The sequence below is a fragment of the Polaribacter litoreus genome (assembly GCF_054584775.1).
The window spans coordinates 75,465-89,209 of sequence record NZ_JBTLRD010000004.1; the positions used below are offsets into that span (position 1 = coordinate 75,465).

Below are 13,745 nucleotides of genomic sequence, written 5' to 3' on the forward strand. Positions count from 1 at the left end.
AAATCAAGAATTAAACAATTAAGAAAAGATATATATGCTAGCTCTATTTTATATTTTTATAGGTGTTGCAATAGGTGTAAGTTTTTGGCAAATCACTAGGATTTTAAATTTTAGAGAAGTCATTGCTAATGATAAAGACAATGCAAATCAGGGTAAATATTCAATTTATTTTATGGTTTTTCTGTACGCAATTATGATTTACTGCTTAATTGCATTAAATGTAATTATGCTACCTGAATCTGCATCAATTGAAGGAGAACATGATGACAGACTATTCAATATTACATTTTGGTTGATTGGTATCGTTCAATTTATCATGCAGTTTTTAATATTTTACTTCACATTTAAGTATAGAGGTAATAAAAATAGAAAAGCAAAGTTTTATGCAGATAGTCATCAGTTAGAATTAATTTGGACTGTTACTCCAGCAGTTGTGTTGGTAGGGCTAATTGGTTATGGTTTGTGGCAATGGAATAATGTTATGGATATATCCGATGAAGATGCTATCGTTATCGAAGTGTATTCGCAACAGTTTAGATGGGACGCTAGATATGCTGGTGAAGATAATACTTTAGGTTTAGGGAATGTAAACTACATTAAAGGTATAAACACCATGGGTGTGGATATGAAAGATGAAAATGCCCAAGATGATATTCAAGTAACAGAATTGTATCTTCCAAAAGGAAAAAAAGTACACTTCAAATTTCGATCACAAGACGTTTTACATTCAGCATATATGCCTCACTTTAGAGCACAAATGAATTGCGTACCAGGAATGGTTACAGAATTCGGTTTTACCCCAAAGTATACCACAGAAGAAATGAGGCAACAGCCCGAAGTTATTGAAAAAACAAAAGGAATAAATAAAATTAGAGCAGCTAAAGGAGAAGACCTTTACGAATTTGATTACCTTTTACTTTGTAATAAAATTTGTGGAGCCTCTCATTACAGTATGCAAATGAAGATTACAGTTGTTGAGCAAGAAGAATATGACAAATGGATTGCAGAACAGCCAACTTTAGCTTCAGTTATAAAACAATAAAAACTACAAATAAATAAGATTATGTCAAATCATCATCATAAAGAAACGTTTGTAACAAAATATATTTTTAGTCAAGATCATAAAATGATTTCTAAACAGTTTCTGGTAACAGGAATGTTTATGGGGGTAATTGCGGTCTTAATGTCTATGCTATTTAGATTGCAATTAGCATGGCCAGAAAAATCTTTTTCTATTATAGAAGCATTCTTAGGACCTCATCAATCTGATGGTATTATGAGTCCAGACATTTATTTGGCTCTAGTAACTATACATGGTACCATTATGGTATTCTTTGTATTAACAGCAGGTTTAAGTGGTACTTTTTCAAATTTATTAATACCATTACAAATCGGTGCAAGAGACATGGCATCAGGTTTTTTAAACATGGTTTCATATTGGTTGTTTTTCCTATCAAGTGTAATAATGGTGATTTCATTATTTGTTGAAGCAGGCCCAGCTTCAGCAGGTTGGACTGTATACCCACCATTAAGTGCTTTACCACAAGCCATACCAGGTTCAGGTTCAGGTATGACACTTTGGTTAGTGGCGATGGCTATATTTATTGCATCCTCTCTAATAGGGGCATTAAATTATATTGTTACGGTTTTAAATCTAAGAACAAAGGGAATGAAAATGACGAGATTGCCTTTAACAATTTGGGCATTTTTTATCACTGCAATTATAGGTGTTGTTTCTTTTCCAGTTTTATTATCGGCTGCGCTATTATTGGTTTTTGATAGAAGTTTTGGTACATCATTTTATTTGTCAGATATATTTATTTCTGGAGAGGTATTACACTACCAGGGAGGTTCCCCTGTTTTATATGAACATCTATTTTGGTTTTTAGGACACCCAGAAGTTTATATCGTTTTATTACCTGCATTGGGTATTACATCAGAAATTATATCAACAAACTCAAGAAAACCTATTTTTGGATATAGAGCTATGGTAATGTCTATAATGGCTATTGCTTTTCTATCAACAATAGTTTGGGGGCACCACATGTTTGTATCTGGTATGAATCCTTTCTTAGGATCTGTATTTACATTTACAACTTTATTAATTGCAATTCCTTCTGCTGTAAAGGCATTTAATTATGTTACTACACTTTGGAAAGGTAACTTACAATTAAACCCTGCCATGTTATTTTCTATTGGTTTAGTATCAACATTTGTAACAGGTGGTTTAACAGGCTTAGTTTTAGGTGATTCAGCTTTGGATATTGCAATACATGATACTTATTTCGTAGTTGCACACTTTCACTTGGTAATGGGGGTTTCTGCTATTTTTGGAATGTATGCTGGTATTTATCATTGGTTCCCTAAGATGTATGGTAGAATGATGAATAAGAAATTAGGCTATTGGCATTTTTGGACTACTATAGTATGTGCTTATGGAGTATTTTGGCCTATGCATTTTATTGGTTTGGCTGGTTTGCCTAGAAGGTACTATTCAAACACAGCATTTCCAATGTTTGATGATTTAGCAGATATTAATGTTGTAATTACAATATTTGCATTAGTAGGTGGTTTAGCACAAATAATATTCTTAGCAAATTTCTTCATTTCTATCTACAGAGGAGAAAAAGCTTCTCAAAACCCATGGAAATCGAATACAATGGAGTGGACAACTCCTGTAGAGCATGTTCATGGTAATTGGCCAGGTAAAATACCAGAAGTCCATAGATGGGCCTACGATTATAGTAAACGTATAGACCCTAATGATGACGATAGCGATTATTTACATGGTCAAGATTTTGTTTTGCAAACAACGCCACTTTTAGATGGAGAAGAGCCATCATAGCTATATTAAATTTATAAAAAAAAGCCTTTCCTATTTTGGAAAGGCTTTTTTTGTTTGTAACATAACTTACAAAAAGCTATTTTAAATAATATTATCTTTGTGTATATGAACGAAAACCTGAATCCTGAAAATACAAATTTATCAAACGAAGATTTGGATGTTGAGAAAAAATTACGTCCACTTACTTTCGAAGATTTTACAGGTCAAGATCAAGCATTAGAAAATTTAAAAATATTTGTAGAAGCTGCTAATCAAAGAGGTGAGGCATTAGACCATACGTTGTTTCATGGGCCTCCAGGTTTAGGTAAAACAACTTTAGCTCATATTTTAGCAAACGAACTCGAAGTAGGTATAAAGGTAACATCTGGCCCTGTACTCGATAAGCCTGGAGATTTGGCGGGTTTGTTAACCAATTTAGACGAACGAGATGTACTATTTATAGACGAAATTCATAGATTAAGTCCTATAGTCGAAGAGTACCTCTATTCTGCTATGGAAGATTATAAGATAGATATTATGATTGAATCTGGTCCAAATGCAAGAACAGTTCAGATTAATTTAGAACCATTTACGTTAATAGGTGCTACAACTCGATCAGGATTGTTGACTGCTCCAATGAGAGCTCGTTTTGGAATCAGCAGTAGGTTACATTATTATTCTACAGAATTGTTAACAACAATTATTCAAAGAAGCTCACAAATCTTAAAAGTACCTATCTCTATGGAAGCAGCAATTGAAATTGCAGGAAGAAGTAGAGGAACACCAAGAATTGCAAATGCTTTATTGCGTAGAGTTCGAGATTTTGCTCAAATAAAAGGAGATGGAACCATAACTATTCATATTGCAAAATATGCGCTAAAAGCTTTAAATGTTGATGCTCATGGCTTGGATGAAATGGATAATAAAATATTAGAAACTATTATTGATAAATTTAAAGGAGGCCCTGTAGGAATAAGTACAATTGCAACAGCAGTTTCAGAAAACACCGAAACTATTGAAGAAGTTTATGAACCATTTTTAATACAACAAGGGTTTATTATGAGAACTCCAAGAGGAAGAGAAGTAACGGAATTAGCGTATAAACACTTAGGTAGAACTAAAGGAAGAAATCAAGGGGAATTGTTTTGAGTTGTAGAGACAAGAGACAAGAGACAAGAGACAAGAGACTAGAGACTAGAGACTAGAGACAAAAAATAGAGAATAAAAATAATACAAGATTAAGAGTTCCTTCCCTTTGGGAAGGCTAGGATAGGAATGAATATAAAAAAAGTAATACCGATTTTAGAATGGTTACCCAACTACAATGCAGCTCTTTTTAAAGGCGATTTAGTTGCGGGTATAACTGTAGGTATTATTTTAATACCACAAGGTATTGCTTATGCACTTATTGCAGGTTTACCACCAATTTATGGTTTGTACTGTGCGTTAGTCCCACAAGTAATGTATGCCATATTTGGATCGTCAAGACAAGTCGCTATTGGGCCTGTAGCAATGGATTCTTTAATTGTGGCAACAGGGGTTTCAACTTTAGCATTAGCAGGTTCAGAAAGTTATATTAGCATCGCCATTTTGTTAGCACTTATGGTTGGTGCCATACAGTTTATTTTAGGTATATTTAGTTTAGGTTTTATTGTAAATTTCCTTTCAAAACCTGTAATCACAGGGTTTACATCGGCTGTTGCATTAATAATCGGTTTAAACCAATTTCGAAATTTATTAGGTGTAGATTTTATACAAAGTGATCAAATTCAGTATGTTATTGAAGATATTTGGATGCAAATTGCCAATTTTAATCTTCATACAACAATTATAGGTATAATATCAGTTATAGTAATTATCCTCTTTAGGAGAATAAATAAAAAAATTCCGAATGCACTAATAGTGGTAATTATAGGAATTTTGATAATGAAATACTTTGGAACATCTTTCGAAGATGTATCTATTGTAAAAGATATTCCATCAGGTTTACCCGTTTTTAGTATTCCAGAATTTGATCTAGATCAAATTAAAGAACTTTTTCCAATAGCGTTAACTTTAGTAATGGTTGGCTATTTAGAAACCATTTCTATCGGTAAATCATTAGAGGCCAAACAAGATGAATACAGAATTAGACCAAACCAAGAACTTATAGCATTAGGATTAAGTAATATGGCAGGATCTTTTTTTAAGGCATACCCATCAACATCAAGTTTTTCTAGATCAGCAATCAATCAAGAAAGTGGTGGAAAAACTGGTATGGCTGCTCTAATTTCTGTAGTAATGGTAGTTTTAACCTTACTTTTTTTAACACCTTTATTTTATCATTTACCAAAAACAGTTTTAGCAGCAATTATTATTGTTGCGGTTTTTAATTTGATAAATATAAAGGAAGGTAAATTTTTGTGGAACGCAAACAAATTAGATTTTTGGTTGATGATTTCTACTTTTCTAGCCACATTATTACTAGGTATAGAGTTCGGAATTGTGGTAGGCGTGGGCTTATCACTTATTGTTTTAATCTATAGAACGTCAAGGCCATACATCACAGAATTAGGTAAAGTTCCCGATTCAAATTTTTACAGGAATAAAAACCGATTTGAAGAAGTAATTATTGAAGATGATATTTTAGTATTTCGATTCGATGCGCAATTATTTTATGCCAATGCAAGTTATTTTAGAGATAATTTAGACGAAATGGCATCAAAAAAAGGCAAGGCATTAAAATTGATTGTATTAGATGCAGAAAGTATCAACAGAGTAGATAGCACTGGTTTAGAAATGCTTAAAGAACGAATTAAGTTTTACAAAAAAAGAGGAGTTACATTTTATTTTGCAGGTGTAAAAGGACCTGTTAGAGATGATTTGTTTAGAAGTGGAATTTTACAAATCATAGATATCCATCACTTTTTTATGAGGGCAAATCAAGCCGTAAAATATTATAAAACTGGTGATAGAAAACACCAAGAAAAGTATGCAAAATATATACATCAAGCATATAGGTAAAGAATATAAACTGACAGAAGTCATTTTAATAGCGTAGGTTAAAACATATTTTTAAAGTTATTTAAATTTTTATTATGATTATACAACAAATATATACTGGCTGCTTAGCGCAAGGAGCTTATTACATAGAAAGTAAAGGAGAAGTAGCTATTATTGATCCATTAAGAGAAGTACAAGATTATATCAACAGAGCAGAAAAGAATGGTGCAACTATCAAATATATTTTTGAAACTCATTTTCACGCAGATTTTGTAAGTGGTCATGTAACATTGGCTGAAAAAACTGGAGCAAAAATTGTGTATGGTCCATCAGCAAAAACAAATTTTGATGCAGTTATAGCAAAAGACAAGCAGACTTTTACATTAGGCGACATTACAATAACAGTACTACATACACCTGGACATACTATGGAAAGTAGTTGCTTTTTATTGAAAGATGAAAACGGAAAAGACCATGCCTTATTTAGTGGTGATACATTGTTTTTAGGTGATGTTGGACGACCAGATTTGGCGCAAAAAGGAAATATTACAGAAAGAGATTTAGCGGGCTTTTTATTTGATAGTTTACGAACAAAAGTAATGACCCTTCCAGATGATGTAATTGTATACCCTGCTCACGGTGCAGGTTCTGCTTGTGGTAAAAATTTAAGTAAAGAAACTGTTGGTACAATTGGTAATCAAAAAGAAACCAATTACGCTCTAAGAGCAGATATGACAAAAGAGGAGTTTATCAATGAAGTTACAGATGGGTTGTTGCCACCACCTGCATATTTCCCTCTAAATGTTAAATTAAACAAAGAAGGATATAAAGATATAGATGATGTGATCAAAACATCTGCAAAACCGTTATCTGTAAAAGAGTTCGAATTGGTTGCAAATACAACAGATGCTATTGTTTTAGATGTTCGTCATCAAACAGAATTTGTAAAAGGCTTTATTCCACAATCTATTTTTATAGGACTTGATGGTGGTTTTGCGCCTTGGGTTGGTGCTTTAATAAAAGATATTCAACAGCCTATTTTATTGGTATCACCAAAAGGGAAAGAAGAAGAGGTAATTACAAGATTATCTAGAGTAGGTTTTGACAATGTGTTAGGTTATTTAGAAGGTAGTTTTTCTTCTTGGCAAAATGCTGGGAAAGAAATCGATGCCTTAAATTCTGTTTCTGCAGATATTTTAGCAACTAAGATTAAAGAAAATGCACAAGTTTTTGACGTTCGAAAACCTGGTGAGTATACTAGCGAACATATAAAAATAGCTGAAAATACACCTTTAGACTTTTTAAATGATCATATAGCAGAATTCCCCGAAAAAGAGAACTTTTATGTACATTGTGCAGGAGGTTACAGATCTGTAATTGCAGCATCTATTTTAAAATCAAGAGGATTTCATAATGTTATTGATGTTGCAGGTGGCTATGCAGCTATTAGAGATACTAATATCGAAAGAACAGAGACTGTTTGTCCATCAACTTTAAAATAAAGAAAATGAGGTCTAGTTTTTTTGTATTGTTATTTTTTTTGACTTTTACTGGTTGTAGTGCTCAAAATGATTCAAAATCTATAACTACAATTGAATTGAAAGCACTATTAGAAAAAGAACAAATTCAACTCTTAGATGTAAGAACCCCAAAAGAAATTGAAAAGGGTTTTATAAAAACAGCAAAGTTTGCCAATTATTTCGATTACGATTTTTTTAAACAAGCCTCAAAACAATTAGATAAAAATAAAGCGGTTTATTTATATTGTAGAAGTGGAAATAGAAGTGGTAAATCAGCAAAAATATTGCAGGAAAAAGGATACAACGTCTACAATGTTTTAGGCGGATATAACCAATGGAAAAAAGAAAACTAAATATTATGAAGACAGATATACAAATAGAAAATTTAAAATGTGGTGGTTGTGCTGCAACAATTAAAAAAGGGATATTAGCTATAGAAAATGTAAGTGAGGTTGAAATTGATGTAGAAAAATCTATCGTTTCAATTGTTACAGAAAATGAAAATTTAGAAGAAATTAAATCTAAATTGTCCAAATTAGGTTATCCAGAAGTAGGCGATAAGAATACTGTAGTTCATAAAGCAAAATCTTTTGTAAGTTGTGCTGTAGGTAGGCTAGACGCTTAATCGTAAACGCTAAATTGTTAAAGAGGATAAAAACTTGCATCTGCGGGTTTTCATCCTCTTTTTTTGTAATTTTGACACATGAAAAAAATCTTTGTAATAGTTGTTTTTATATGTAGCATATCTAATGCACAACAGAAAATTCCTTTTATTGATTATCACCAAATTCAGCCGCAAATAGAGCAGGCAGTAGCACAAAAAGATTATGCCAAAGCATTGTCTTTGGCTAATAAAATCAATAAAAACGATTCTGTGTATTTTTCGGTACTAAGTTTAAAATCATATTATTTACTGCAGCTCAAAAAATTTGAGGAAGTAGTTAAAGTTGCAGACCAAGGTATCGAAGCAAATCATAGTAACCCAAAAGTTTTTTTCTACATTAATAAAGCCAGTGCTTTAACCACCTTAAAACAATATGATGCTGCTATAGAAACCTATAATAAGGCAATTCAAATATATCCTAAAAACTATCTGATATGGTATCATAAAGGCGAGGTTTTAGAACAACAAAACAAAATAAAAGAAGCTCTAGAGTCTTATAAAGAAGCTATTTTACTCAATCCGTTATTTAACAAACCGCATTTTAAAATTGGTAATATTTTTTACAATCAAAAAAAGTTTACCCAATCTTTAATGGCATTTAATATGTATTTGCTTTTAGATCCTGATGGTGAAGAGGCGTTTTCTGCAATTAAAGAAATAAACAATAAAGCCGCTTTACTTAGTCCATTTAATGCAAACGATAAATTACAACTGGTTGATACAGATAATAAGTTTAAAAAAATAGATGCTATATTAAGTAGTAAATCTTCTATCAAACTAAGTTATAAAACGAATAATGAAATTGAGTTGGCTTTAGTGAATCAAAATCATATTATGATGCAAAATCTTAAAGATTTTTCTAATGATGGCGGTTTTTGGAGTCAGAAATATGTAACTTTTTACAAATGGATTGTAGAAAATAATTACTTTAATCATTTTATATATTCAATGTTGTTTTCCACCCAAAATCAACAACATAAAAAAGTAATAGAGAACAATACCGATAAAATTATTACTTTTTCGGAATTGTATAAAAGCAAATGGCAAGCCATTTTGTCTAAAAATATTGCCGATTTTAACGGCCAAAAACAAGAGGTATATTACGAATATATAGGAGGCGTTTTAAGTGCTATTGGTAAAAAAGAAAATAATAAGCCAATTGGTGTTTGGGATTTTTATGATGATTATGGAAAGCTAGCCACAAGAGGTGGTTTTGATAAAAATCAAAAGAAAACAGGCAAGTGGATTTGGTATAATCATTTAGGTGATATTAAAGAGATAGCCAATTATAAAAATGGTGCTTTAAACGGCAAAAATATTATGTATTTCGATAATGGTAAGATTAACATAAGTCTTTCATTTAAAGATAATAACATAGAAGGTAAGTACGAAGTTTACACTAGTAATGGAGCATTATCTCAACGTAAATATTACAAAGATGGCCTTTTAGACGGTATGTTTAAATCGTATTTTAAAGTAGGTGAAGATTTACTAGAATTTAAAATTCCTTATGAAAAGGATAGAATAGAAGGCGAAGCTATAGAGTATTATGCCAACGGAAGTGTGTACTCAAAATCAGATTATATCAATGGCGTTTTAAGTGGTAAGAAAACCATCTATTACCCCAATAATAAAGTTTCATCTGTAACTGAATATTTTAATAGTGCTAGAAATGGAATTTACAAATCATATCACCCAAATGGTCAGTTATATGAAAATGGTAAAAGTGTAAAAGCCTTTTACGACGGTTCGTGGCAAATGTTTTATGCCAATGGTATACTACAAAGTGAGTTTGATTACAAAAAGGGTAAATTACATAATATTTATATTGCTAATGATACCGATGGCAAACCTCATTATGATTATTTTTATGAAAATGGGCAAATTACGGCATATACTTATTACAATAAAGACGGTTCTGTATTAGATAAAAGCAGCAAAAAAGATACACTTCTAAAGTTTAAAAGTTACTCTCCTCAAGGGAATTTAACATCTATAGGTATCAATAATAATTTAGGACAAAAAGCAGGTTTTTGGAAATTTTATTCTAATAACGGTGTTTTAAAAGGTGAGTGTTATTTTATTGAAAACAATAAGGATGGTGATTATGTTAGGTTTCATAAAAATGGAAATATAGAATCTATAACTCCTTATAAATTAAACGTTTTAAATGGCTATTATACTGCTTACTATAAAAATAAACAACTTAGTACACAAGGATGGTACAAAGATGGATACCAATTTGGCGAATGGAGATATTATTATAAAAATGGTACTATAAAGTCTATTAATTTTTTCAATCGAGGGCAATTGCATGGTAAGCAACAATATTTTGATGCTAAAGGAAAATTGAATTATATCACCAATTTAAAGTACGGTAATTTAATTTCAGAAGAAAATTTTGATGAAGATGAAAAATCGATTCGTACTATAAAATATGCTTCAGATTCCAAAGTAAATACCATAACTTTATATCATACCAATGGCAAACCAAAAGCAACCATAACCTACACAAATGAAATAAAACATGGCGCATATAAAGCGTATTATTTTAATGGGAATAAAAAAGTAGAAGGAACGTATAATAATGGTGATCAACATGGAGATTGGACTTGGTTTTACGAGTCTGGTGAAATAGAAAGTAAGGCATCGTACTTAAACGGAAATTTAAACGGGAAAGAGGAAAATTTTTATGAAAATGGACGATTAGCGTCTGTAAGTAGGTATAGAAATGGTAATAAAATAGATAAAAGTATAAGCTATTTTCAAGATGGTGTTGTACAGTCATCAACCGAATATTTTGATGATAAATTGCATGGTAGAAAAGCGTTTTATGACCCCACTGGAAAATTGCAATTAGTGCGTTTTTATAATTACGGACAATTAATAGGATACACCTACAATGATAAAAATGATGTTGAATTGCCTATGATTCCCTTAAAAAACGAAACCGGAAAAATCAAAGCTTTTTACAGTAATGGAAAACCCTCTAAAGCTATGGAGTATAAATATGGTGATTTAGTAAATTCGTACAAATCTTATTATTATAACGGATTTGTACAAGATGAATTTACTTATAAAGATGATGAAATTGTAGGTACTAGAAAAGAGTATTTTTTAAATGGTAAAATTAAGCAACAACAATCTTACAAATTTGGCGAACGTAATGGAAAGAGCGTTCTTTATTATGAAAATGGAAAGATTAAAAAGGAGTCTAACTACATCAATGGAGTGTTATATGGCAAGAGTTTGTTATATGATAAAAGTGGAAAGCCGATTACAAAAAATGTTTATGTTAACGGAACCATAGTTAGCTCAGAAAACATCTAAAGCTTTTACATAAGGAACTCGAAAAAGAGTTTAGTTTTTGTAAATAAGTAGAAAGTAAAACTAGTTTTAAAAAAAACACCTCTCATTAATTAACCTGAGTTCGATTTCAAAAGGATTGATTATCAATATGTTATATTTCCTATTCTTTAAAACGAATGTAATTTCGATTGAAATGAAGAAATCTTACTTTGAATTTGAGGGTTTTCAACTACACTATTAGCACCTTATGTTAAGTGACTTTTCAACCTAAGGTAAACTAAAACAAGATATTAAAGAATTTAAGAACAACATAATTTTTACAAAGATGAGTTAGAAAATATATAGAGACCTTCAAATCTAATGGCAATTGTTGTGCTGCTTGCTGATGTTAGGTGTAAAAAGATAAGATGTAATTTTTAGTTAAGACCACCACCAAAACCAATCATAAGTTTTTCTTTTTTAATGATATAAAAAAAGCCTCGCAATTTGCGAGGCTTTTTACTTTATAAGTTCCTTTTTTAATAGGATTGATATCAAAAAATTATCCTAAAGTAACTCTTTTAAATCCAGATACTTCAACATCACCATAAGTACTAACATACTCAGCAACGTTTTTCTTTTCATCTTTAATAAAAGCTTGGTCTAAAAGACATTGCTCCATATCTAAAGTAGTATTATCTGCAATAAAACGATCCATTTTACCAGGTAAGATTCTATCCCATATTTTTTCTGGTTTTCCTTCAGCAGCTAATTGTGCTTTTGCTTCTTCTTCAGCTTTAGCTAAAACTTCTGGCGTCAATTGAGACATAGAAATGTATTGTGGTACATTTTTCAATGTTTTACCCAATCTACCTAACTCGATATTATCTTTTTCAATTACTGCAATTCTAGCTTCTGTTTCAGCAGCTACATAAGCAGGATCAAAATCTTTGTAAGATAACGTAGTTGCTCCCATAGAGGCAACTTGCATAGCGATATCTTTAGCTAAGGTTTCAACATTGTCTACAACAGCAGATAAACCAACTAAAGCAGCAATTTTACCAATATGCGTGTAAGCACCAACATAAGCAGCTTCAATTTTTTCAAAAGCAGTAATGTCTAACTTTTCACCAATAACACCAGTTTGTTCAACCAATTTATCAGCAACAGTCATACCACCAAAATCGGCAGCTAAAAATTCTTCTTTAGTAGCACAGTTTAAAGCGATATCAGCAAATTCACCTCCTAAAGCAACAAACTTTTCATTTTTACCCACAAAGTCAGTTTCACAAGCCAAAACAATAGCAACACCTTCTGTTTTTGCCTCGTTAATTCTGGTTACTGCAACACCTTCTGTAGATTCTCTATCAGCTCTTTTTGCAGCAATTTTCTGTCCTTTTTTACGTAAATTTTCAATTGCTTTATCAAAGTTACCTTCTGCTTCTACTAATGCCTTTTTACAGTCCATCATTCCAGCTCCAGTAGCATCTCTTAATTTTTTTACGTCAGCAGCACTAATTTTTGCCATTTTCTTAATAGTTTTAAAGAAACGTTTGTTTCTAATTATGTATTAAAATTATTTTTTTTCTTCTGTTGCAGGAGCTTCAGTTACTTCGGCCTCAACTTTAGCTTCCTCTTTTTTAGGAGCAGTTTTCGCTTCTTTTACCTTTTCTTTATCTGCTTTTCTATCTGATAAACCTTCTGCAATTGCATCCGTTACAAAACCTAAAACCTTGTCAATAGACTTAGAAGCATCGTCATTTGCTGGTATTACAAAATCTACCTGTCTTGGGTCAGAGTTTGTATCAACCATTGCAAAAATTGGGATGTTTAATTTTTGTGCTTCAGCAACAGCAATGTGTTCTTTTTTAATGTCGATTACAAATAATGCACCTGGTAAACGAGTCATATCAGAAATAGAACCTAAGTTCTTTTCTAATTTTTCTCTTTGACGGTTAATTTGTAATTTTTCTCTTTTAGATAATGCATCAAAAGAACCATCTGTCTTCATTCTATCAATCTGAGCCATTTTTTTAACAGCTTTTCTAATAGTTACAAAGTTGGTTAACATACCACCTGGCCATCTTTCTGTGATGTAAGGCATATTTACAGATTTTGCTTTGTCAGCAACAATATCTTTTGCTTGTTTTTTTGTTGCAACAAATAAAATTTTACGTCCAGAGTTTGCAATTTTTTTCAACGCTTCTGAAGTTTCTTCTATTTTAGCTGCAGTTTTATACAAATCAATGATGTGTACACCATTACGCTCTGTATAAATATAAGGTGCCATATTTGGGTTCCACTTTCTTGTTAAGTGACCAAAATGTACACCATTGTCTAATAATTCTTGAATATTAATGTTTGCCATTTTTAAAATGTGTTTACTTTCTGTTTTTTAAATCAATGATTAAGTAGTCTTTCGAGTCTTAACCATTTAGATACTAAACTGTTAATTAATAAATAATAA

At 31.4% G+C, this 13,745-nt stretch carries 10 protein-coding genes; 8 read left to right on the top strand and 2 right to left on the bottom strand.

The window, feature by feature from the left end; translation table 11 throughout:
• Positions 1–34 precede the first annotated feature (34 nt).
• From ACW9UN_RS04185 to ACW9UN_RS04220, 8 genes are all read left to right on the top strand, one after another.
• On the top strand, positions 35–1,042 hold the full coding sequence (locus ACW9UN_RS04185; protein WP_459484166.1) for a cytochrome c oxidase subunit II: 1,008 nt from the start codon (positions 35–37) through the stop codon (positions 1,040–1,042).
• A 21-nt stretch (positions 1,043–1,063) separates the two neighbouring features.
• Complete coding sequence (locus tag ACW9UN_RS04190) at positions 1,064–2,845, top strand: cytochrome c oxidase subunit I (protein WP_459484167.1); 1,782 nt, start codon at positions 1,064–1,066, stop codon at positions 2,843–2,845.
• Positions 2,846–2,950: 105 nt separating this feature from the next.
• On the top strand, positions 2,951–3,973 hold the full coding sequence (ruvB, locus tag ACW9UN_RS04195) for a Holliday junction branch migration DNA helicase RuvB (protein WP_459484170.1): 1,023 nt from the start codon (positions 2,951–2,953) through the stop codon (positions 3,971–3,973).
• A gap of 126 nt (positions 3,974–4,099) precedes the next feature.
• On the top strand, positions 4,100–5,827 hold the full coding sequence (locus ACW9UN_RS04200) for a SulP family inorganic anion transporter (protein WP_459484173.1): 1,728 nt from the start codon (positions 4,100–4,102) through the stop codon (positions 5,825–5,827).
• Between the two features lie 74 nt (positions 5,828–5,901).
• Positions 5,902–7,308, top strand: coding sequence for an MBL fold metallo-hydrolase (locus ACW9UN_RS04205; RefSeq protein WP_459484174.1), 1,407 nt, complete (start codon positions 5,902–5,904; stop codon positions 7,306–7,308).
• Between the two features lie 5 nt (positions 7,309–7,313).
• A complete protein-coding gene (locus tag ACW9UN_RS04210; RefSeq protein ID WP_459484175.1) occupies positions 7,314–7,679 on the top strand; it encodes a rhodanese-like domain-containing protein in 366 nt (121 codons plus the stop codon).
• 5 nt (positions 7,680–7,684) lie between these two features.
• A complete protein-coding gene (locus ACW9UN_RS04215; RefSeq protein WP_459484177.1) occupies positions 7,685–7,951 on the top strand; it encodes a heavy-metal-associated domain-containing protein in 267 nt (88 codons plus the stop codon).
• Positions 7,952–8,029: 78 nt separating this feature from the next.
• Positions 8,030–11,320: a tetratricopeptide repeat protein gene (locus tag ACW9UN_RS04220; protein WP_459484178.1), complete on the top strand. Its 3,291-nt coding sequence runs from the start codon at positions 8,030–8,032 to the stop codon at positions 11,318–11,320.
• Positions 11,321–11,840: 520 nt separating this feature from the next.
• Here ACW9UN_RS04220 and tsf read toward each other — a convergent pair.
• On the bottom strand, positions 11,841–12,806 hold the full coding sequence (tsf, locus tag ACW9UN_RS04225; protein ID WP_459484180.1) for a translation elongation factor Ts: 966 nt from the start codon (positions 12,804–12,806) through the stop codon (positions 11,841–11,843).
• A 48-nt stretch (positions 12,807–12,854) separates the two neighbouring features.
• Positions 12,855–13,646 carry a 30S ribosomal protein S2 gene (gene rpsB, locus ACW9UN_RS04230; RefSeq protein WP_459484182.1) on the bottom strand — a complete coding sequence of 264 codons (792 nt, stop codon included), beginning with the start codon at positions 13,644–13,646 and terminating at the stop codon, positions 12,855–12,857.
• Between the last annotated feature and the right edge of the window lie 99 nt (positions 13,647–13,745).

Excerpts from the sequence above, each read along its gene's own strand:
- ACW9UN_RS04185 (WP_459484166.1), top strand. The coding sequence starts at position 35 with ATGCTAGCTCTATTTTATATTTTTATAGGTGTTGCAATAGGTGTAAGT.
- ACW9UN_RS04190 (WP_459484167.1), top strand. The coding sequence starts at position 1,064 with ATGTCAAATCATCATCATAAAGAAACGTTTGTAACAAAATATATTTTT.
- ruvB (WP_459484170.1), top strand. The coding sequence starts at position 2,951 with ATGAACGAAAACCTGAATCCTGAAAATACAAATTTATCAAACGAAGAT.
- ACW9UN_RS04200 (WP_459484173.1), top strand. The coding sequence starts at position 4,100 with ATGAATATAAAAAAAGTAATACCGATTTTAGAATGGTTACCCAACTAC.
- ACW9UN_RS04205 (WP_459484174.1), top strand. The coding sequence starts at position 5,902 with ATGATTATACAACAAATATATACTGGCTGCTTAGCGCAAGGAGCTTAT.
- ACW9UN_RS04210 (WP_459484175.1), top strand. The coding sequence starts at position 7,314 with ATGAGGTCTAGTTTTTTTGTATTGTTATTTTTTTTGACTTTTACTGGT.
- ACW9UN_RS04215 (WP_459484177.1), top strand. The coding sequence starts at position 7,685 with ATGAAGACAGATATACAAATAGAAAATTTAAAATGTGGTGGTTGTGCT.
- ACW9UN_RS04220 (WP_459484178.1), top strand. The coding sequence starts at position 8,030 with ATGAAAAAAATCTTTGTAATAGTTGTTTTTATATGTAGCATATCTAAT.
- tsf (WP_459484180.1), bottom strand. The coding sequence starts at position 12,806 with ATGGCAAAAATTAGTGCTGCTGACGTAAAAAAATTAAGAGATGCTACT.
- rpsB (WP_459484182.1), bottom strand. The coding sequence starts at position 13,646 with ATGGCAAACATTAATATTCAAGAATTATTAGACAATGGTGTACATTTT.